The following is a 20834-nucleotide window of genomic DNA, read 5'->3' as shown; positions in this document are numbered from 1 at the left end:
TGAAAACAAAACAAGCTGTTTCTGTTTTAGATACAGCTCGCTTTTATGAAATATTATCTTTTAGCTCGGTCGTTGATTTAATTTGATCTAGTAAGACATTTTTTAGGGAAGCAAGGTAAAAGGGGGAAATCATGGATGTGATATCCTGCCATATTTCTTTCTTGGGCCGATAAACAATTAGCTTGAGCTCTTGAAGAGATACTTTTTGTAAAAATAAACGATAACGTCGGCTTTCTAGAGGCTCGGTTTCATCAACAAATTCCAAAATTACGGAGTGATCTATTTCAACTATAGGATGGACAATAGCAAAGGCCTGCAAAACAATCACCTTTTTCTTTTAGGCTATATTTAAAAAAACTTATACTACTGTCCATCTTCTCCAATTAATTTCCACCTTATACTTGATCTAAAAAGGAAAGAACTTTGTCAAAAGGTTGCCGATCTTGCTTTAGATGATAGCTATGAAATGGATCACCTTTTTCTTTTAAACGCTCTAGCACATTTGATACAGTAAATTGCTTTGGGCGTAACCCTTGGTTCACTTCACTCCAATTGAGAGGAGTAGCAACGGTAGGCAGGCTATTTTCTCTTAAGGAGTATGGTGCAATAATTGTTTTGCCTTCAGCATGCTGAATGAAATCCACATATACTCTTGTTCCGCGATTCTTTTTTAATCGTTCGATCGTGAACAATTCTGGTTCTTTTGACACTAGATAGTTTGCTACAAACTCTGTGAATTTCCTTGTTTGCTCATAGGTAAATGTCTCTTCAGGGAGAGGGATATATACTTGCAACCCCTTCCTGCCAGAGGTTTTTACAAACGACGCAAGCTGTAACTGATCAAATATCTCCTTCATCATTAATGCCCCAATCACGGCATTTGCGAAGAATTTCTCCGATGGTGGATCAAGATCAAAAACTATTTCACATGGTAGCAGGGAGCCTGTTTTCTGAAAAGGAATATGCAGTTCTATCGCAAGCTGGTTACCAAGCCAAACGAGTGTTTCGAGATTATTACATACAATGTAGTGAATACCATCATTTACAGAGGTTTCTACATATTCTGGTGCATAATCTGGGCGGTTTTTTTGGTAAAATTTCTCGCCAGACATACCATGAGGGTAACGAATAACGGTTAGCAGCCTATTTTTTAAAAATGGTAAAAGAAAAGGCGAGGCTTCCGTTAAATATTGCAAGTAATCTAATTTGCTAAAAAAAGGTTCCTCCCACAACGGTTTTTCGGGATGTGTAATCTGAACACTCTTCGGCAGGTCTAAATTAGAACTGCGCAGACTATTCCACGTACAATCCTTTACTTGGATATCAAAGCGGAAACGACGGAATTCAGGATGTCGTAGTTGACCTTGATAAAGCTCCAAGTAGTATAGTTCCACACAAATACCTGGTTCTACGTATACAAATAAATTGTCCTCATTTTTGCTATTCTCTTTAACGACCGCAATTAAAGCTCGTCGCTCCTCTGAACTCATTCCATGAGAAAATAGACCGATGGGAAGGATGCGATCTTGGTTCATTACCGCTACATGAAAATAACCGTTATCTTTTTGATAAGCTGTGATAAAGCAACTGATGTTACGAAAGTTTTTAATTTTGATCCAATCTGGAGTTCGCTTACCTGCCTGATAGGTACTAGACGTTTTTTTTGCGATTATTCCTTCTCCATGGTTCTCTTTAATTTTTTTAAAAAGCATATCTCCATTCAACTGGTATGGTACATACTGCAAAGGTACAGAGCTGTATGTGTTTGGACTAAGAGGCAGGTCCAGCAAGGTGAATATTTCCTTTAATTTCGCTTTTCTTGTTTGAAAAGGCAATGAGACAAGCGTTTTACCACTTGCTTTAAGGATGTCGAATGCCAATAAGGTAGCAGGTGTTGATTGAGCAAGGTCTAAAACAGTCTCTTTAGTCTTTGTTCTCCCTCGCTTTTGAATCGCTGTAAAATTCCCTTTCCAAGGTGAAGTTAGAATAGTGAGTTCGGCGTCTAGTACGAGCGGAATAAACTGTAGCAATTTATCCTGTTGAACTAAAGCCTCTAAAAAATCGATTATCTCTGGAAAATGATTGTTCAAAGATTTGCCATTCCTGCTTTGAAGAGTAATATTATCCTTATCAAGGAAAACTAGACAGCGAAAGCCGTCATATTTCACTTCATACCCCCATTCTTCTCCAACTGGTGGGTCACGATGGAGGGTGAGAAGCATTGGTTTTATCATTTTATCTTTCCTTTCTTCTGCTTTTAAGAAATCCCGTATGGATTTTTACGTATTATTAACATGCGCTCGCACAAAACAAACTATGTTAATGAGGTGTAACAATGTATCAAGGAATATTTCTAGACCGCGATGGTGTGATAAATGAAGTGTTGTCAAAGAGAGTGAAATTCGTAAATAAGCCGAGTGATTTTCATTTTCTTCCCGGAGCGAAAGAAGGCATCAGATTATTGTCAGAGGCGGGGTATAAGCTTTTTGTTGTAACAAACCAGGGTGGAGTGGGCCTTGGTTTTATGGATAGTCTTGCATTAAATGAAATACATCAATTTATGGTAAAAGAAATTAAAAAAGCAGGTGGAGAAATTGAAGAAGTTTCAGCATGTATCCATAAACCGGACGAAGGTTGCATGTGCCGAAAGCCTGGGGCAAAAATGATAGAAGATCTTGCTGAAAAATATCGTATCAATTTGTCTTCTTCCTATATGATTGGTGATCGAGAACCAGATATTCTGGCAGGAAAAAGTGCAGGAACCAAAACAATCTTTATCGGTAAAGAAACCAACATAGCAGATTATACCTTTCCTACTCTGTTGGATGCTGCAAAGTGGTTAGTTAGACAAAAATAATAGAGGTTGTAATTTTAGCGTGAGAACTAGCACCCAAGGGCATACTTCGCTTGGGTGTTTTTTCTTTGCTCGTCTGTGTAAGAAATCAGCCGTGCATCTCCCGAAGATGCTGCATCAGATCCTGGGGGTTTGTCCAAATCGCCATGAGATATGGAGAAAAAGCGTTCCGTGCGCAAATCTCGAGAAGTGGTACGGAAAAACCGAGTTCCGTGCGCAAGTCCCGAGAAGTGGTACGAAAAACCCGGGTTCCGTGCACAAGTCCCGAGAAGTGGTACGCAACCTGGAAGATTGTTGCTATATGCCCTTTAAAAAAAGAGAAGTGGTGCGAAAAGTGCTGCTAACGTGCAGAAAGCGGTTGAGGAGGACAGTAAAACTCGAAATGAAAGTGGAGTTATTCTCGTGTATTAAGCAAAATATCCGGAAAGTAGCCGGTGTGCTGGAGTAAATACATGCAGAATTCATAGGATGAGGAGCGTAAACTCTAAATGCTGCGTTCGTGGCTCATTCCTGTATTACCCAAAAAGCGACTAACATCAGCTAGTCGCTTTTTTTCGAGTAGTTCTTTTTTTAGGTTTTGCTTTCGTTGTGGTATCTTTCTTTTCTTCTTCTTGCTTGATTACTGCTTTCTTTTTTTCCGGTTTTATCTGCTGATCCTTCGTTCGTTCGATACTTGCCTGCAGGGCACTCATCAGGTCGACAACATTTGTCTTACCGCCTGGTTCTTGAGGAGTGGTGGTATCTTCTTGTTTATTTACCTTGTTTTCAATTAAAGCTAACACAGCTTCACGATAGTTGTCATGGTATTTTTCAGGATTAAAATCGGTTGTTAGTTGATCTATAAGCATAATCGCCGTCTTTAACTCTTGTTCATTTATGTCCGTCTTTTCAGGAACACTTGGTACATCTCGAACATTTCGGACCTCATCAGGGTAATGGACTGTTTCCATAACAAGACAGTCTTGGTAAACACGCACAATAGCAAGTTGCTGTTTTGAGCGGATTGAAATTTCTGCTACTCCAATTTTTTTTGACGTTTCTAATGCTTCCCGTAATAAAGAATAAGCCTTGCTTCCGTTCTCTCCGGGTCCTAAGAAATAGGAACGATTAAAGTAAATGGGATCAATATCTTCAAGTTTCACAAAATCAATAATTTTTACGCTTTTATCTTCATGCTCTTCTTTAAGGGAACTTAACTCTTCGTCATCCAGAATCACATATTTTCCTTTTACATATTCATACCCTTTTACTAAGTCACTTTGCTCGACTTCCTTTTCACAATGGGGACAAACCTTTTCGTACTTAATAGGTGAATGACACTCTTTATGCAGGGTACGTAGCTTAATATCTTTATCTTCTGTGGCAGAGAACATCTTTATAGGAATGTTAACAAGTCCAAAGCTGATGGAACCTTTCCACATGGTATGCATTTTTATCACCTAACCTAATTTTTATAGTTGCTCCTTTTTAGTTTAACCTGAAAAAAAGAGTCAATTACTTAAAATTATGGAAGAAATAATGAGAAAGAAATCCAGAGCGCAAAGCGATATGGAAAAAATCCACTTATTTCCAAAAGGCTTTTATGGCTCTCACTTTAAACTGTTATCGTGAAGAAATGAATGTTTTTAAAAAATATTTTTTGTCGCTCCCCCGAAAAGATTGAAACATTCACGTAATATTTGAGTGAAGATATATATCAAAAACAGTGATTGGGGGAAGAAATCAGGATAATTTTACTATGTTATCAATAACTGAAAGTAATTTTTTACCGATTAAGTAGCATTAAAGTGGTTAGTATTTCCTTATATATTGATAAAAGCTGTCTTAACAGGTTTTTACATTGACATTTTATAGAGAAAACGTCACCTTTATAAAGAGACAGGTGACTTTTTCTTGAAATCGAAAAAGCCTCCTTCTTAAAATTTGCTGTATACTTTAAACATTAGTTATTAAAGAATATAAGCAGGGAGAGAGGTGAAGCCGGTGCTAAGCCTACTTTTTAAAATCGGCAAAAGACGCACAAAATCACTTGAAGATGAAGTGCTAGAAATTCAAGCTGGAAATATACAATTACAAAATTACTTAATAAATAAATATAAACCATTTATCGCAAAGGCTGTTTCATCTGTTTGTAAAAGATATATTAATGAAACGGATGATGAATTTAGTATCGGTTTAATCGCTTTCAATGAAGCAATCGAGAAGTATTCAACTGATAAAGGAAGTTCTTTGTTATCTTTTGCTGAATTGATCATTAAAAGAAGAGTAATTGATTATATCCGAAAAGAAAGCAAGAACATGACTATTACTATGTCGGAGCAGGATGTTGACCAGGATGATTATGCTTCTAATAACATCGAAGCTAAACTATCCGTTGAGGAATTTCAAAAACAAATAGATCAGGAACAACGTAAAGAAGAAATAATCTATTATCAAACAATTTTAAAAGAATTCGGCTTAACTTTTTCTGACCTGCATGCGTGTGCTCCTAAGCATTCTGATGCGAGGCAAAATGCTATTAATATTGCACATATATTAGTCCAAAATCCGGAATTAAAGAAGCATTTATTTGATAAGAAAATGTTACCGATGAAGAACTTAGAAGGATTGGTTGACGTTAGTAGAAAAACAATAGAACGCAACCGGAAGTACATTATAGCAGTGTCTATTATTTTATCAGGGGATTATATATATTTAAAAGATTACCTAAAAGGGGCGATTACGAGTGAAAAAAGGGATTGTGCTCGAAGTTCATGATGACTATGTCACGATGCTGACCCCAGACGGCGAGTTTTTAAGATCGAGAAAGCAAAAAGGGGAAGTTGGAATTGGGGAGGAAATCATTTTTTTCCCCATGCATAGGTCTACTGAGTCATCTAAGAAGAGGAGATTTTCTCTTTTTAAAATAAGATGGGCCATAGTAACTTTGCTAACGGCAACTATATTGCTTTTTACACTCTATCCTAAATATATCAACAACCAGGTTTATGCCTATATTTCATTAGATGTAAATCCTAGTTTGGAATTAAGCATAAATAAGCATTTTCGTGTTCTATCTATTGATGCCTATAACGAAGAAGGTAAACGATTATTAGGTGACTTGAAGGATTGGGAGAATGAAGAAATTGCACATGTGTCATCAATGATAATGGGATTAATTCGTGAAGAAGGCTACTTGAACAATGGCGGAGAGGTAATTATTGCTTCCGTTTTGTCAGAAAGTGATAATTTAATCTGGAAAAATAAAATTCAAAATGAAATCATCGCTATTTCTAAAACAATTCAAGTGGAGAATATAAATGTAACTACGATAGAAACAACTAATGAAAAACGCGGAGAAGCGCTTAGACAAGGTGTAACTCCAGGTAAATTTATTCAAAATGAACGTAGCACCGAACTGGTAGAAAAAGATGATACCTCAAGTTTAAATGAAAATACCAATACCGGAATTACAGGATTACAAAATTTAAAAAGCACGAAAGAAAACCCAGCTGAGAATGGCTTAGATAAGCAGCAAATAAGCAAGGACAAGGAAAAGATAAATGAAGAAGCTTTAACAACTGAAAAAGCAATAAAATTAGAAACATCAAAGCTTGACAGGTTGGAGAAAAAAGAAGAACGTGAGCTAGAGAGGATGCAAAGGAAAGAAGAACGTGAGTTGCAAAGGAACCAAAGGAAAGAGCAACGAGAAAGAGATAGAGAAAGCAAAATAGATAATAGAGGTTATAAAGAAGATGAAAAAATTAAAGAAGTAGATAAGAAACAGAAAAAGGAACAAAAAGTACATAATAGACCTAGCAAAGGGCAGCATGAACAAAAAATTGAGAATAAACGAAATAGCAAAGAACACCAAAATAATAATGGCAAGGGACAATAATAACTTTTGATTTTACTTAGTTTCGTTGATTTCATTTTTTCTGTTGCCTTATAAGCACAAACTTCACAAACAAAAGAGACATGCTATAATAAAATCCCAGAGTGAAACACTCTGGGATTAGCCATGTTTATGAAGTTTATTGACCTTTAAGTTGTGATTGAGCTTGTGCTACAAGACGTTTCGTGATTTCTCCACCAACAGATCCATTGGAGCGCGCTACTGTATCTGAACCAAGTGTTACACCAAATTCCTGTGCAATTTCATATTTGATCTGGTCTAAAGCCTGCTCAATACCTGGTACTAATAATTTATTGCTGCTTCGTGCCATTATCATCACTCCTTTTCTTATTGAACTACAACTTATATAATAAAAGTTGTACACATAGTATTGGTTAATCCGAAAAACAGATACTAGTAAGTATTAGACAAATAATGTAATATAGAGAGAATTATGAAACATTTTCTAGTCAGTACCGTATATAAGAATAATGATTAGAATAAAGGCAGTTTTAACGTGAAAGGGTCAACATGATAAAAATTAAAAGTTTATTTAATGAAAAAGTACATAATTTATCACCTGCACAACTTATAGTAAGTTTTTATTTTTTGGCTGTAATTGTAGCAGTATCTTTATTAAGTTTGCCTGTTGCGAGATATGATGGTGTGGACTGGACCTTTATGAACGCGCTTTTTACGGCAGTTAGCGCGGTAAGCGTAACTGGTCTGACAGTGTTAAACACTGCGGAAACCTTTACTGTTCCGGGCATCTTTATTCTCGCATTTGTCCTGCAATTTGGTGGGGTTGGTGTTATGGCTGTAGGAACTTTTATCTGGCTTATCTTAGGAAGAAAAATAGGTCTGAAAGAAAGAAGATTGATGATGCTTGATCAAAATCAATCAAACCTATCAGGTATTGTTAAACTTATTAAGCAAATTCTATTTTTAATTTTAACGATTGAATTAATAGGTGCATTAATCTTGGGCACGTATTATTTATCGTACTACTCAACCTGGCAAGAAGCTTATTTACATGGGTTTTTCGCAGCGGTAAGCGCCACAACAAATGGTGGTTTTGATATTACTGGAGAATCCCTTGTTCCGTTTGCCAATGATTATTTTGTTCAATTTATTACGATAATTTTAATTACCACCGGTGCAATTGGATTTCCGGTATTAGTGGAAGTTAAGGAATTTATTATGAATAAGGGTGGTCGTTTTCGTTTCACTTTATTTACCAAAATAACTACTATTACCTTTGCAGGTTTAATTATTTTTGGAACAGTTGCAATCTTAATAATGGAATCTGGAAAATTCTTGGCAGGAAAGTCCTGGCATGAAGCCTTTTTCTATGCTCTGTTCCAATCAGTTACAACAAGAAGTGGTGGTTTAGCGACCATGGACGTTAGTGAATTCGCACTTCCTACGCTATTGGTCATGTGTGGGCTAATGTTCATTGGTGCTTCCCCAAGTTCAGTAGGAGGGGGCATACGAACAACTACTTTTGCCTTAAATATATTATTCTTGTTTCACTTTGCACGGGGCAGAAAGAACATTAAGCTTTTTCGACGGGAGATTCATGAAGAGGATATTATTAAGTCGTTAGTTGTCCTGTTGCTGGCCATAATAATATGTTTTTCATCTTTTATTATATTAAGTATTACAGAGCCTTTTGAGTTAATAGAAATTATGTTTGAAGTATGTTCCGCTTTTGGTACGACCGGTCTTTCCATGGGAATAACATCTGAATTATCTACAATAGGGAAATTGGTTATCATGTGCTTGATGTTCATTGGGCGAGTTGGGTTACTTACGTTCCTCTTCATTTTAGAAAGTAAAAGAAAACCAGCAAAATATCACTATCCAGTAGAAAGAGTAATAATTGGTTAAGTCCATCTATAAGCTAAAGAGTATAAATTTTAGGCTGTTTTAAACGCCGCTGTTGATTTCCGCAAAAGGCTACGCATTTTACGGGGAGGTGTCGGAGCCTCCTTGGCTGAGCCTGCAGGTAGCAAGCCTACCGCTATTTTCGAAGCCGCTGAAAAAGTACATAATTTTGGTTTGGGTTAAACACCGCTGTTACTTTCCGCAAATGGCTTCGCTTATCCAGAGGGCGACCTTGAGCCTCCTCGGGCTATGCCCTGCGGGGTCTCAAGCTTGTCGCTACTCCTACGCTTGCGTCTATGCCATTTGCTCCAATCCACAGCTAGAAGCCACCCAAATCTATATGTTTTCAATTTTTCAGTGGCCTTCTATTTTCCCGTTGGAGTCTCGCTAGAATAGCCTTATTTTCAACACACAACTTTAACAAGGCCAAAACTTAAAAAGCAGCAAAGTGAATATTCACTTTTGCTGCTTTTTTTAGCGGGAAGACTTAATCTCTCCCATAGCTAACATCTTTATCAGGATGGGTAAAGGGTACACCTTTGGGCTCTTTCGATTTTTCCACCAGTTCTCGATTTTCAGTTGAATTCCACCCAATATCATTAGTAGGGTGGACCCATTGGTCACCAGCCATTATAGAAGGATCAACCTGATCTGACCAGTTGTTAAGTGGAGAATCTTCTGAATTGTAAAGGCTGTCACCAATTACAACACCATGTTCGTTTATAAAAGGGGGCTGCATTTTTATGCTACTGCCCTTAAAAGAAGGTGAATTAATCTGGTGTGGCATCGTTTCATCGATATAAGGTAATTCTTGTTCTTTATTTTTATGTTTCATCTTATTTCACCTCCCATTAGCGTGACTAGTTTTAGCATTTCATTAAAAATTAAGAAGTATGTAATTGGAAAGAAAAAGGAGTGGAGAATACTTTTAAACGTTAATGAAAATAGCTCTTCTGGACAAAATAATCGTATACCAAGGGGGTGAAGGTTTTGGCAAAACGAAAAGTTTCTTTTGATGCTGCAGTTAATAATAATAAAACGCCTAAAGAAAGTCTGCCTGACACTGAATTTGCAGCAGAATATCAAACTGAGGATATGATTCGGGGGGCAAATAGAAATTCCAAAAAAGGGAGACAAGGAAAGTAGGGAAAGAGGAATGGATAAAAGCTCAAGCAAGAAAAAGCAAAAACAGGCACATAAGCATAGTCATGCAATTCCTGAACAGATACTAAAAGAGGAATTTGGACCGGAATTAGGGGACCCTAATGCGATGAAAGCTTTTGAGGGTGCTATTGAAGCAAAAAATAAGGCATCAAATAAGAAAAAATGCTAGCGTCAGCTAGCATTTCTTTTCAGCTTGGATGGTATAGGGAAAATTTCTGTCGTGTTCGTTGTTTGATTAAAGTAAACTAACATAAAGCAATCGTCCTGCTTAATTTGTCCTGTTTCTAAGTACAGGGCAAGATCAAATGGAACCTCTTCAATCATTGTATGCTTATACAGCTCTTTTTCGTTTAATTGGATTTTTACAAAGGTATTGCCTAGTACCTCTGGTGCAGCCAACAAACTTTTATATAGGGATGTTCGGACTTGCTTGGAGAGTCTGTCCTCCCACCATGGCTTACGAGGTTTGAATTTTTGATGACGAAGATAGTCGTACTTCATCAAACCTTCAACCTCAACACTATTCTTTTGAGCTGTATCCTTTAAAAAAGAGAATAGTCGTTTATATAAGTCTTCTAGCTGATGACCGATTCTTGACCACCCCTGATTATCCCAATAGGAACCAAATGATTGGAAGAAATCAAACGGTGTGGGGAAAACATTAGTTACTAAATGTTCAACAGTGGCATCCATACGATGATCATTCCAGTATTTTTCCAGAACGTCTTCCACTTGTTTAATCCGTATGATGTCATCAAAGCTAAGGATATTGTTACCAAGAATTTCATAAGGGGCATTATCCATGTAGATATACCCATGTTCATGAGCCCGGATGCGAAGACCGGTACCGCGTAACATTTTTAAAAACCCTAGTTGAAGCTCCTCTGGTCGGAGAGCAAAGACATCGTTAAAGGTATTTTTAAAAGACTCGTAGTTTTCTTCCGGCAAACCTGCAATTAAGTCCAAATGCTGATCTATTTTACCGCCTTCTTTTACCATGGTTACCGTACGCGAAAGCTTTGTGAAATTTTGTTTCCTCATAACCAATTCATTTGTTTCGTCGTTTGTCGATTGTACTCCGATTTCAAAACGGAATAATCCTGCTGGAGCTTCTTGGTTCAAGAACTCAATCACTTCTGGGCGCATAATATCTGCGGTAATTTCAAATTGAAACACTGTCCCTGGCTTATGCTCATCAATTAGAAATCGGAACATTTCCATAGCATAGCTCCGACTAATATTAAACGTTCGATCAACAAACTTTATTGTTTTAGCCCCATGCTCCATTAAAAAGCGAATGTCTTCTTTCACTTTTTCTCTGTCAAAATACCTCACTCCTACTTCAATAGAAGATAAGCAGAATTGACAACTAAAAGGGCAACCTCTGCTAGTTTCAAAGTAGGTAACGCGTTTGCCTAGTTGGGATAGATCTTCTTGAAAGCGATAAGGGGAGGCCAATTCTTTTAGGTCCACTTTATTGCGTTGTGGCGATATTTTCTTTTCTTGGTCTACACGATAGGCAAGCCCACTAATAGAAGCAAAATCCCTTGCCCCCTCTAGCTCTTTTAAAAGCTGCTTAAAAGTTATCTCACCTTCTCCGATGACTATGAAATCAACGTCTACTAAACGTTCAAGCCAATAAGAAACATCATAAGTTACTTCCGGACCACCAAGTACAATAGTCAGGTTAGGTTTGATTTTTTTTAACATACTTATAACTTTTATTGTTTCTTCAATATTCCAGATATAACAGCTAAAACCTATAACATCTGGTTTTTTTTGAATTAAATCAGAGACAATGTTCATTAATGGATCTTTTATTGTATATTCTACTAGATCCACATTGTATTCAGGTTCGGCATAAGCCTTTAAATAGCGTATCGCAAGATTTGTGTGGATGTATTTTGCATTTAAGGTTGTAGCAATTATTTTCATTTTCGTTCCATCAAACTCCTAAAATAAATTCTAATAGAGATTGCTTAATAAATACGCATTCACTATTTGTTTTTAATACTTATTGCATAACTTATATAGTTTATCATAATTGCAACAAATGAGTAATAAATTGCATGTACTTTAAAAAGGGGAAATATTCCCTATGAATAGGAATCTTTATGCTACCATTATCTACAAGATTACATTTAAATATTACAACAAGATTTCAGAAAATGACTTTTTAGTTGCTAAGCTATCTTTAAAAGGATTTTTGGAAGAAACGTAGAATTTGTAATAAGAAATAAATAATATCTTTTATAAGTGGGGGAAGTTGGATGACCCAATATATGGTGGAAGCAGAGGTCCGAAAATTGGAAGATGAGAATGAGGTCCTTAAACAAAAACTGGAAGAGATTGAGAAACAAAATAGATTTCTACAACTTACATTTGACCATGCGAATGAAGCCATCGTTTTATTGGATAGAAACTTAAGATTCACACAGGCCAATCTTAAGGCGTGTGAGCTATTCGAGTTATCTAAAGGTGAATTACAAAAGAGAAACCTTTATGAATTTCTTAATTTAATGGCTAAAGAGGAAGTCCAATATCAAGAAGCAGTGCTGGAAAAGGTAAAAGAAGCAGAAAACGAACTTATCCTTCGTTTAGATAATGGATCTGTCAAGTTTGTAGAATATTCTGCCGTCCGAAATCCTGACGAAAGCGACTATGATATTTTTGTTATTCGAGATATAACCGTAAAAAAGAAGGCGGAAAATGAAGCAAATAAAAGTAAGCAAATGTATCATGATGTATTTAATCGGGCAGTGGATGGGATCGTGGTATTTGACAAAAAAGGGAGCTTTATCGATGTTAATCCTGCCTTCTGCTCGAATTTTGCAATGGCCAAAATAGATCTATTGAAAGCAAAACTAGACGACTTTGTGGAAGAGGACTATCAATTTAAAATTGACAAAATATGGCTTCTGTTGGAAAAGTACGGACGTGTTCGTGGGGAATTGCCCGTATTGCTTCAAAATGGGGAAAAGAAAAGATTTGAAGTGACCATAACTGCTAATATCTATGATGATTTTTATTTAGCAATCATGCGTGATGTAACAGAGAAACGAAATATGGAGTTGCAATTAGAAAAAAGTGAAGAGCGATTTCGTGAGATGTTTCAGCATGCCCTAGATGCTATCGTGCTTGTAGATAATGTTGGGAATATTATGCGAGCAAATCCTGCGGCAAGCAGAGCCTTTGAATTGCCTTTGAATGAACTTGAAAATGCAAAATTACAGCAATTTGTATTAAAAGGCAATAAGAAACTTTCTACTATACTTAAAGTTTTTAGTGAAAAAGGAGAAATTAGAGAAGAACTAGAATTTCACATGCCCAATGGCCAAAAGAAGTTATTGGAGTTTACAGCCAATAAAGGAATAATTGATGGCTACAATATGGTTATTTTCCGAAATGTTAGTGAGCGCAGGAAGATGGAAAAGGATTTACGGGAGAGTGAACAGAAATTCCGAAAGATATTCAATAACGCTATGGATGGAATAATACTATGGGATGACTCGTGCGCTATTATTGATGCAAATCCAAATGCTAGTAAAATTTTAGATTTATCGAGAGAAGAATTGATGTCAAAATGTTTAAACCAATATATTAACCTTGATCAACTAGACATTATGAAAAACAAATGGAGTTTGTGCTTAGAAAATGAAGAACTTAGTGGCGAGGTTTGTCATAATCTAGCCAAAGGACAACAGATTTTAGAATTCTCAGCAAAGAAGAATGTCATAGAAGGTCTTCATATGACTATATTTCGAAATATTACCGAAAAGCGTGAAATGGAAGATCAGCTAAGAAAGTCAGATACCTTAACAGTTGTTGGTGAACTGGCAGCAGGAATTGCACACGAAATAAGAAATCCGATGACAGCTCTTAAAGGTTTCATTCAGCTCTTGCAAAATAATATAACGGACGATCAGTATGCCATGTATTTTGATGTGATTACATCAGAACTGAAGCGAATTGAATCTATTATTACAGAGTTCCTTGTATTGGCGAAACCACAGGCAATTTCCTATCAGCAGAAGAATATAGTAAGAATTATGCAAGATACGTTAGATCTCTTAAGTGCACAAGCCGCACTGGAAAATGTACAATTTGCAAGTTACTATGAAGAAAACCTTCCTGATATTTATTGTGAACCTAATCAATTAAAGCAGGTTTTTATCAATATTTTGAAAAATGCCATTGAAGTCATGCCAAAGGGCGGCACCATTTCTGTCTCTTTACAGCAAAAAGAATACCAACAGGTGCTAATTTCAATTAAAGATGAGGGAATTGGTATTCCAGAAGGAAAAATTAAAAAACTAGGTGAACCATTTTACACAACAAAAGACAGAGGTACTGGATTAGGACTTATGGTAAGTTATAAAATAGTGGAAGAGCATAATGGGATAATAGAAGTAGAAAGTGAACTAAACAGAGGAACGACTTTTCACATTAAACTACCGATTAACCCGCCGCTGAACTAAGATAGGGAATAGGAAGGAGAACCTAATGTTCTTTTATAAGAAAATGGAATCACCGATATCCACTTTGTATATAGTTTGTGATGAAAATAGTCTTGCTTCTATCTTGTTTTGCAAGCAAGAGTTGATGGAAAGATTCGGAGACAAGGTTCTTACTCTTGCTGCTGATCATCCGATGTGCCTGGAAGTAGAAAAGCAGCTAACAGAGTATTTTAACGGAGACCGTACAGAATTTTCCCTGCCGATTCAACTTAACGGGACACCATTTCAGGTTGATGTTTGGAATGCGCTCAGTAAGATTCCTTATGGAAGTGTGAGAAGCTATAAAGAGATAGCAGAAGAAATAAATAAACCCCTTGCAGTAAGAGCTGTCGGGCAAGCAAATAAAAGAAATTCCTTTCCTATTGTTATTCCATGTCATCGAGTGATAGGGAAAAATAATACACTGGTCGGTTATGCAGGGGACAAAGTAGGTATGAAAGAGAAGTTATTAATATTAGAAGGTGTTTTACATTAGTACGGTAGGGTTACCTATCGTTTTTTTTATGAGATTGACGATTATATGTATCAAATCTGATGCCGATTCATATAATTTACTAACACTAAAAAAGTTGCGCATAGGAAACAAATAAAGGGGGGCGAAAACATTGGGAAAAAGTAATAAATTAACCTTCTATACGAATGTCTTAACAAAACTTCAAGTAATTAGTGAAAATGATAAAGCGGTAATTTTAAAAAAAGTGACAACTAAAGGTTGAAAAAGATAAGAGATTCGACTATCATCTAATTAGATGATAATCTATTTAGAGGGGTGTTTTAACTGCAATTAAATAAATTGGTAAATTTTCATAAGGTGATGGGTGACCAGACGAGAATAAGATTACTAGTTTTACTTGCTTCAGAACATGCTTTGAGTGGGCAGGAGCTTGCTGAAAAATTAGGTGTAAAGCCTCCGACTATCTCCCATCATATTGCAAAATTAAAAGAGGTCAGTGCGGTATATGAAAGACGTAATAAAAATACTATCAACTATTTCCTAAACGAGAAAGCAATAAAACAACACTCAGAAGGATTGTTAACCATTATTAGTCGAAGCAGGAAGGAGGAAGAAACAGTGAGTCAACAAAAAGATAATACGCAAATACTGGAAAATTTTCTACAACCAAATGGAATGCTAAAAACGATACCGGCCCAGCGTAAGAAAAAGCTAATCATTTTTGAACATATGATAAAAGATTTAGAGCCAGGAAAGAAATATACAGAGAAAGAAATCAATGAACATATAATGAAATTTCATGAAGACTATGCCACTATTAGGCGAGAGTTTATTATTAATCATTATATGTATCGAGAGAACGGAATCTATGAACTAAATCCACAAGAAATGTGGGCAAAGTAAGAGAGAGAACCTATGATACGTTCTCTCTCTTTTGCTGTGTTTAAAGGCTCACTTTTTCGGTAGAGAATACAATCTATATAAATAAGTCTCTAATATGAGTTCGATAGTCTCCAGATATAACACCTTTTTCAGTGATGATCGCGGTGATATATTCATTTGGAGTAACATCAAATGCCGGATTAAATACTGTTACTCCTGCAGGTGCAATTAATTGATCACCTATATGAGTTACTTCGGTAGGTGGCCTTTCTTCAATCACAATTTCCTCTCCCGTTTTTTTTGTAAGATCAAAAGTCGAAAGTGGAGCTGCAACATAAAAAGGTATGTTAAAGGATTTTGCTAATATCGCTAGATTAAGTGTCCCAATTTTATTTGCTGTATCTCCATTGGCTGTTATTCTGTCGGCACCTACAATTATTGAGGTAATACCTTTAGTTTTAATCGTATGTGCAGCCATATTGTCCGTTATCAAGGTTACATCAATATTAGCCTGAAGTAACTCCCAAACCGTCAGCCGTGCACCTTGCAAGACAGGTCTTGTTTCACATGCGAATACCTTAAGAGGCATTTCTCTTTCTTTTGCTAAATAAAAAGGTGACAATGCCGTTCCATACTTAGCCGTAGCAATCGAACCAGCATTGCATATCGTTAACACTCGATCATTTTTTTTGAAAAGTGTTAAAGCATATTCCCCAATCTCCCTGCAGGTTGCCTCATCTTCCATTTGTATACTAACTGCTTCATGAATAAGGTTCGTCTTCGCTGCGTTAACGGATGACGCATGATCGATTGCTTTCATAAGACGGTCGATTGCCCAAAATAAATTAACAGCGGTTGGCCGAGAGGAAGCAATATAATCTCTGTCTTCCTGAAGCTTCCTTCTGAATTCATTTAGACAAGATACGGTGTAGCTTTGGGCAGTAAGGGCAAGGCCGTATGCAGCGGTAATACCGATAGCTGGGGCGCCTCTCACTTTCAATGTGACTATCGCTTGGAAAACATCCTTTAATGTAAATAAATCAAGAAAAACAGTTTCATGTGGTAATTTCTGTTGATCTAATATCCTAATGTAGGTTTCTTTCCATTCTACGGATAATGGTATTTCGGTAAGACTTTTAGTCATAGTTATATCTCCTCTATTAAATGTTTACATAAGGCTTCCAGTTTTATAATATTAGGAAGATTTTTTTGATTTAAAATCAATTTTTGACCTAAGGATAGGGCAAGTTTTTTTGATCTTATTTTATTTTCATAAGCTCCTATTCCGTCCAAATCGGCTACATGGGCCAAGCCAATTGTTCGACGAATTAGCTCGCAGCCAGCAAAACCAATTGTGTCTTCAAAAATACCTTGTAGGACATGTTCCAAGTAACCTTCCGTTTTTGTGAACGGTTCTGTAGAAGATCTTTGCCAAAGTTCAGAAAAATGAACCTCAAAAGTTTCCCAGGTTTGATGGAGGTGAGTAAAAATTACTTCCCGGTCCTCTAAGGATCTTGTCAAAGCTTGGAATAGGAGATTGGCAAAAAATTGGCCAATATCAAATCCCATCGGTCCAAAAAAAGCAAACTCTGGATCAATAACTTTTGTCTCGGTGTGATTCACAAAAATACTTCCTGTATGAAGGTCTCCATGCAGTAATGCTTCTCCTTGAGTCAAAAAGTTATATTTTAACTTTGCTACTTCCAATTTTAGTGTATGGTTGTTCCATATTTCCTCTGCGTCTGACCTTAATTCAGCTTCAAAACTATTTGTATCACTATTGAAAAATGGATCGGTGAATACTAGGTCTTCAGTAATCTTGCAAAGTTCAGGATTACTGAACTTTTGTTGCAACTTTTTTTTCTCCTGCTGATTTAAACCAAAATCAGAGGTGTAGAAAAGGGTTTTAGCTAAATATTCTCCAATATGGACGGATAGCAGTGGAAAATGATTAAGTTCAATCAAACCATTTCTTGCAATTTTTAAGTTGGAAAGGTCCTCCATAATTGTTATCGCTCTTTCTTCATCGGTATAATATATTTTTGGTACGAAATTAGGAACAATGGTGGTTGCGTTTTTTAAATAATTCCCTTCGATAGTGGCACGGTACAAAGTAAGTGGCCAGCTTTCCCCAACCACTTTTGCATAAGGAAGGGCTTGCTTGATTATGATGGATTTATTTTCCTCATCTTGAATATGAAACACTAAGTTTAGGTTTCCATCTCCAATTTCTTTACAATATAACAAAGAGTGGTCTTCAAAAAAACCGAGATTTTTTGCAAGTTGCTGTGCAGTACTTTCTGTTAGTGGTTCATACCCAGTTTTAAATACTATCGACATGTGTTTTTTCCTCCTTGAAAAACGTTTTTAGGAGGGGCAAAAATTAAAAGCCCCTTTCCATAAGAAAGAGGCTTGAAGTGTTTATTCTTCTCCCCTCTTATCTGCCAGAAAAAAATTCTGCTGGAATTAGCACCGTGCCTTAAGGGACTAAAGTGTCCCGGCTTTAAATATAACGCCCTATCTCGCGATAGTATTACGGTCGGTTGCTGGGTATCATCGGGCCAAATCCCTCCACCTGCTCTTGATAAGAGATCGTGATAAATGAATCACGATAGATATTTAATTATTTGAAAATTATCAGTTGTTGAAAATAATAGCAAGAGTAAAAGATAATTGTCAACAAAAATTTGATTATTTTAATAAAAGGCTATTTTCGCATTGAGTGTTATCTTTTCGTAAGTTGGTACCAATCGTTACCATTGTTGTTGTCGTGCTACTTTCCTGTTTTAAAAAATTACACTTAATTTTGAGGGAATAGGGAAGTAAGAATTCCAAATGTGAATTTTTTACTGGTTTCTAGCATCAATCCTTAAGAAAAGAGCTAAACAAAAAATTAAAGGACGCATTTTGGTTGCTGACGAAAAGAATTACAAAGTGTATAGAATAGTAAGAATAATCAGTTTTAATATTGAAAAAGAGGATCACATCTGTTATTATTAAACTATTATTTTTGTTCGTTATCAAAGAGTTATAGATAGGTAGAGCAAGAATAGTAATAATTTTTACGTGGTAAGCCACAAGGAGGAGCAAACATGTTACAAGGTAAAGTAAAATGGTTTAATGCTGAAAAAGGTTTTGGATTTATTGAAGTGGAAGGTCAGGATGATGTATTTGTACATTTTTCCGCTATCCAAGGAGATGGCTTCAAGACTTTAGAAGAAGGCCAAGAAGTTTCTTTTGAGATCGTTGAAGGCGCTCGTGGACCTCAAGCAGCAAACGTTACAAAATAATGCTAGGCAAATAGAAATGATCCCAATTTTGGGGTCTTTTTTTTGGGGGAAAGAAGACTAGGTTGAAGAGGGAGTGGAAGGCTTTAGACGTTGCTTTCATGGGAAGCAATGAGCCCACCGAACGTGGAAAAAGTGTCAACGGAAGGTCTCAATGCAGGGGAATGAGACCATCGAACATGGAAGTATCGCCAACGGAAGGTCACAATGCAGAGGAATGAGACTATCGAACGAGGGAAAAAGACAGTCGATGGTCTCAATGCAGGGAAAGAGACCATCGAACGAAGGAAAAGGGTCAACGGATTGTATCAATGCAGGGGAATGAGACCATCGAACATGGAAGTATCGCCAACGGAAGGTCACAATGCAGAGGAATGAGACTATCGAACGAGGGAAAAAGACAGTCGATGGTCTCAATGCAGGGAATGAGACCATCGAACGAAGGAAAAGGGTCAACGGATGGTCTCAATGCAGGGGAATGAGACCATCGAACGAGGGAAAAGCGACAGCCGATGGTCTCAATGCAGGGAATGAGACCATCCCCCGAAGGAAAAGGGTCAACGGATGGTCACAATGCAGGGGAATGAGACCATCGAACGAGGGAAAAGCACCAACGGATGGTCACAATGCAGGGGAATGAGACCATCGAACATGGAAGTATCGCCAACGGATGGTCACAATGCAGGGGACTGAGACCATCGAACGAGATAACAGCCTCAACGGAAGGTCTCAATGCAGGGAATGAGACCATCCCCCGAAGGTAAAGGGTCAACGGATGGTCACAATGCAGGGGACTGAGACCATCGAACATGGAAGTATCGCCCACGGATGGTCACAATGCAGGGGAATGAGACCATCGAACGAGATAAAAGCATCAACGGAAGGTCTCAATGCAGGGAATGAGACCACCGAAGAGGGGCTCTGGGTCCGCCCGTGGCCTCGAACGGATACCAACGGTCTTACTTATACACGTACACAAAAAAATGTAGACAACCTCGACAACCTCGAGTTTGCCTACAGTATGAATCAACAAAAAGAAATTGGTCGACATGCGCGGTTCTTTTAAGCCTTTTGATTCTCTCTTAATAGTACTGAGGTCTTCTATCTTCAAAAATAGGAATCTGTTTTCTTACCTCATCCACTTTATCTAAATCAATGGTTGCGGTAATGGTCGCCTCTTCCTCACCAGCCTCAGCAAGGATCTCCCCCCAAGGGCTAATAATCATTGAATGACCGGCAAAGGTGTTTTTAGGGTCAGCACCAGATCGATTGCAGGCGATTACGTAGCACTGGTTTTCAATGGCTCTCGCAATAAGAAGCGTTCTCCAATGATCAACTCTAGCCAGTGGCCACTCGGCTACAATGAAAATGGCTTTGGCATTCTTTGTAGTATGAGCCCTAATCCATTCAGGAAAACGAAGATCATAGCAAATAAATCCAGCACATGTTATATCGTCCAATTCAAAAAGCCCATCTGTTTTTCCGGGTTGGAGGAAGAGATGCTCATCCATTAAACGAAATAAATGCAGTTTACTATACTCTCCTGCAACTTCTCCTGCCTTATTTACAGTAAGCATGGTGTTATAAATGCCTTTATTCGTTTTCTTAGCAACAGAACCTCCAACAATATGGGATTTTTGCTCTTTTGCACAAGATTTTAATAGCTTGGTTGTGACAAAGGCTCCTGCATCCGCAATTTTATCTAGACGTGTTAAATCATAGCCTGTAGTCCATAACTCAGGAAGTACGATAATATCAGGTTTATCCTTTCCTGCCTCTTTAATTAAATTGCAAATTTTTTCGATATTTGCTTCAGGGTTTCCAAAGGCAACATCAAATTGAATGCAAGCAATTTTCCACTTCATTTGTAGACCTCCTCTAGTATTAACTCACTTTGTTAGATAACATCTTTATG

22 protein-coding genes and 1 riboswitch are annotated in these 20834 nt (G+C 37.1%); of the genes, 13 read left to right on the top strand and 9 right to left on the bottom strand.

What is annotated here, in order from left to right; genetic code table 11:
• Window positions 1-43: 43 nt before the first annotated feature.
• Together K9B36_RS03435 and K9B36_RS03430 are read right to left on the bottom strand one after the other, a co-directional pair.
• Window positions 44-319 carry a hypothetical protein gene (locus tag K9B36_RS03435; protein WP_223700597.1) on the bottom strand — a complete coding sequence of 92 codons (276 nt, stop codon included), beginning with the start codon at window positions 317-319 and terminating at the stop codon, window positions 44-46.
• 76 nt (window positions 320-395) lie between these two features.
• On the bottom strand, window positions 396-2234 hold the full coding sequence (locus K9B36_RS03430; RefSeq protein WP_223700596.1) for a DNA ligase D: 1839 nt from the start codon (window positions 2232-2234) through the stop codon (window positions 396-398).
• A gap of 101 nt (window positions 2235-2335) precedes the next feature.
• Here K9B36_RS03430 and K9B36_RS03425 point away from each other — a divergent pair, with 101 nt between their 5' ends.
• Window positions 2336-2857 (top strand): D-glycero-alpha-D-manno-heptose-1,7-bisphosphate 7-phosphatase, encoded by a 522-nt coding sequence (locus tag K9B36_RS03425; protein WP_223700595.1) that lies wholly within the window; start codon window positions 2336-2338, stop codon window positions 2855-2857.
• Between the two features lie 533 nt (window positions 2858-3390).
• Here the strand turns inward: K9B36_RS03425 and ku are convergent.
• Window positions 3391-4284 carry a non-homologous end joining protein Ku gene (gene ku, locus K9B36_RS03420; RefSeq protein ID WP_223700594.1) on the bottom strand — a complete coding sequence of 298 codons (894 nt, stop codon included), beginning with the start codon at window positions 4282-4284 and terminating at the stop codon, window positions 3391-3393.
• A gap of 544 nt (window positions 4285-4828) precedes the next feature.
• On the opposite strand from ku, the gene sigI reads away from it, so the two are divergent.
• Both sigI and K9B36_RS03410 read left to right on the top strand, forming a co-directional pair.
• A complete protein-coding gene (gene sigI / locus K9B36_RS03415; protein WP_223700593.1) occupies window positions 4829-5611 on the top strand; it encodes an RNA polymerase sigma factor SigI in 783 nt (260 codons plus the stop codon).
• Complete coding sequence (locus K9B36_RS03410) at window positions 5580-6731, top strand: anti-sigma factor domain-containing protein (RefSeq protein WP_223700592.1); 1152 nt, start codon at window positions 5580-5582, stop codon at window positions 6729-6731. The genes sigI and K9B36_RS03410 overlap by 32 nt, the downstream gene beginning before the upstream one ends.
• A 136-nt stretch (window positions 6732-6867) precedes the next feature.
• Here K9B36_RS03410 and K9B36_RS03405 read toward each other — a convergent pair whose 3' ends face one another.
• Window positions 6868-7059, bottom strand: coding sequence for an alpha/beta-type small acid-soluble spore protein (locus tag K9B36_RS03405; RefSeq protein ID WP_223700591.1), 192 nt, complete (start codon window positions 7057-7059; stop codon window positions 6868-6870).
• Between the two features lie 209 nt (window positions 7060-7268).
• On the opposite strand from K9B36_RS03405, the gene K9B36_RS03400 reads away from it, so the two are divergent.
• Window positions 7269-8618: a TrkH family potassium uptake protein gene (locus K9B36_RS03400; protein ID WP_399201376.1), complete on the top strand. Its 1350-nt coding sequence runs from the start codon at window positions 7269-7271 to the stop codon at window positions 8616-8618.
• Window positions 8619-9102: 484 nt separating this feature from the next.
• Here K9B36_RS03400 and K9B36_RS03395 read toward each other — a convergent pair whose 3' ends face one another.
• A complete protein-coding gene (locus K9B36_RS03395; protein WP_223700589.1) occupies window positions 9103-9450 on the bottom strand; it encodes a DUF3905 domain-containing protein in 348 nt (115 codons plus the stop codon).
• A 155-nt stretch (window positions 9451-9605) separates the two neighbouring features.
• Between K9B36_RS03395 and K9B36_RS03390 the strand changes: the two genes are divergently transcribed.
• Together K9B36_RS03390 and K9B36_RS03385 are read left to right on the top strand one after the other, a co-directional pair.
• A complete protein-coding gene (locus K9B36_RS03390) occupies window positions 9606-9761 on the top strand; it encodes a hypothetical protein (RefSeq protein WP_223701012.1) in 156 nt (51 codons plus the stop codon).
• Window positions 9762-9771: 10 nt separating this feature from the next.
• Window positions 9772-9948: a hypothetical protein gene (locus K9B36_RS03385; protein ID WP_223700588.1), complete on the top strand. Its 177-nt coding sequence runs from the start codon at window positions 9772-9774 to the stop codon at window positions 9946-9948.
• Between the two features lie 2 nt (window positions 9949-9950).
• On the opposite strand, the gene K9B36_RS03380 is transcribed toward K9B36_RS03385, so the two are convergent.
• Entirely contained in the window at window positions 9951-11714 is a 1764-nt protein-coding gene (locus K9B36_RS03380; protein ID WP_223700587.1) for a B12-binding domain-containing radical SAM protein, read from the bottom strand.
• 163 nt (window positions 11715-11877) lie between these two features.
• Here K9B36_RS03380 and K9B36_RS16855 point away from each other — a divergent pair, with 163 nt between their 5' ends.
• The 4 genes from K9B36_RS16855 to K9B36_RS03365 all read left to right on the top strand — a co-directional run bounded on the left by K9B36_RS16855 (window position 11878) and on the right by K9B36_RS03365 (window position 15653).
• The gene (locus tag K9B36_RS16855; RefSeq protein WP_263399252.1) at window positions 11878-12000 is read left to right on the top strand and encodes a hypothetical protein; all 123 of its coding nucleotides are present in this window, start codon (window positions 11878-11880) and stop codon (window positions 11998-12000) included.
• 49 nt (window positions 12001-12049) lie between these two features.
• Entirely contained in the window at window positions 12050-14257 is a 2208-nt protein-coding gene (locus K9B36_RS03375) for a PAS domain-containing sensor histidine kinase (protein WP_223700586.1), read from the top strand.
• Window positions 14258-14282: 25 nt separating this feature from the next.
• Window positions 14283-14771: a methylated-DNA--[protein]-cysteine S-methyltransferase gene (locus tag K9B36_RS03370; protein WP_223700585.1), complete on the top strand. Its 489-nt coding sequence runs from the start codon at window positions 14283-14285 to the stop codon at window positions 14769-14771.
• 303 nt (window positions 14772-15074) lie between these two features.
• A complete protein-coding gene (locus tag K9B36_RS03365) occupies window positions 15075-15653 on the top strand; it encodes a DUF2087 domain-containing protein (RefSeq protein WP_223700988.1) in 579 nt (192 codons plus the stop codon).
• Window positions 15654-15726: 73 nt separating this feature from the next.
• Here the strand turns inward: K9B36_RS03365 and mtnA are convergent, their stop codons facing one another.
• Both mtnA and mtnK read right to left on the bottom strand, forming a co-directional pair.
• Window positions 15727-16776, bottom strand: coding sequence for an S-methyl-5-thioribose-1-phosphate isomerase (mtnA, locus tag K9B36_RS03360; RefSeq protein ID WP_223700584.1), 1050 nt, complete (start codon window positions 16774-16776; stop codon window positions 15727-15729).
• Window positions 16777-16778: 2 nt separating this feature from the next.
• A complete protein-coding gene (gene mtnK / locus K9B36_RS03355) occupies window positions 16779-17972 on the bottom strand; it encodes an S-methyl-5-thioribose kinase (protein ID WP_223700583.1) in 1194 nt (397 codons plus the stop codon).
• A 94-nt stretch (window positions 17973-18066) separates the two neighbouring features.
• Window positions 18067-18223, bottom strand: a riboswitch (SAM riboswitch).
• 501 nt (window positions 18224-18724) lie between these two features.
• On the opposite strand from mtnK, the gene cspD reads away from it, so the two are divergent.
• From cspD to K9B36_RS03340, 3 genes are all read left to right on the top strand, one after another.
• Window positions 18725-18922, top strand: a complete 198-nt coding sequence (cspD, locus tag K9B36_RS03350; RefSeq protein WP_064100611.1) for a cold-shock protein CspD — start codon at window positions 18725-18727, stop codon at window positions 18920-18922.
• Window positions 18923-19073: 151 nt separating this feature from the next.
• Window positions 19074-19244, top strand: coding sequence for a hypothetical protein (locus tag K9B36_RS03345; RefSeq protein ID WP_223700582.1), 171 nt, complete (start codon window positions 19074-19076; stop codon window positions 19242-19244).
• Window positions 19231-19401: a hypothetical protein gene (locus K9B36_RS03340; protein WP_223700581.1), complete on the top strand. Its 171-nt coding sequence runs from the start codon at window positions 19231-19233 to the stop codon at window positions 19399-19401. Before K9B36_RS03345 ends, K9B36_RS03340 begins: the two co-directional genes overlap by 14 nt.
• A 600-nt stretch (window positions 19402-20001) precedes the next feature.
• Here the strand turns inward: K9B36_RS03340 and K9B36_RS03335 are convergent.
• Window positions 20002-20784 carry a carbon-nitrogen family hydrolase gene (locus K9B36_RS03335; protein ID WP_223700580.1) on the bottom strand — a complete coding sequence of 261 codons (783 nt, stop codon included), beginning with the start codon at window positions 20782-20784 and terminating at the stop codon, window positions 20002-20004.
• Between the last annotated feature and the right edge of the window lie 50 nt (window positions 20785-20834).

The sequence above is a fragment of the Sutcliffiella deserti genome (assembly GCF_020037475.1).
In the GTDB taxonomy this organism is placed as follows: Bacteria; Bacillota; Bacilli; order Bacillales; family Bacillaceae_I; genus Sutcliffiella_A; species Sutcliffiella_A deserti.
The sequence above is the reverse complement of the archived record's forward strand: the minus strand, read 5'-3'. Positions and strand labels throughout refer to the sequence as shown.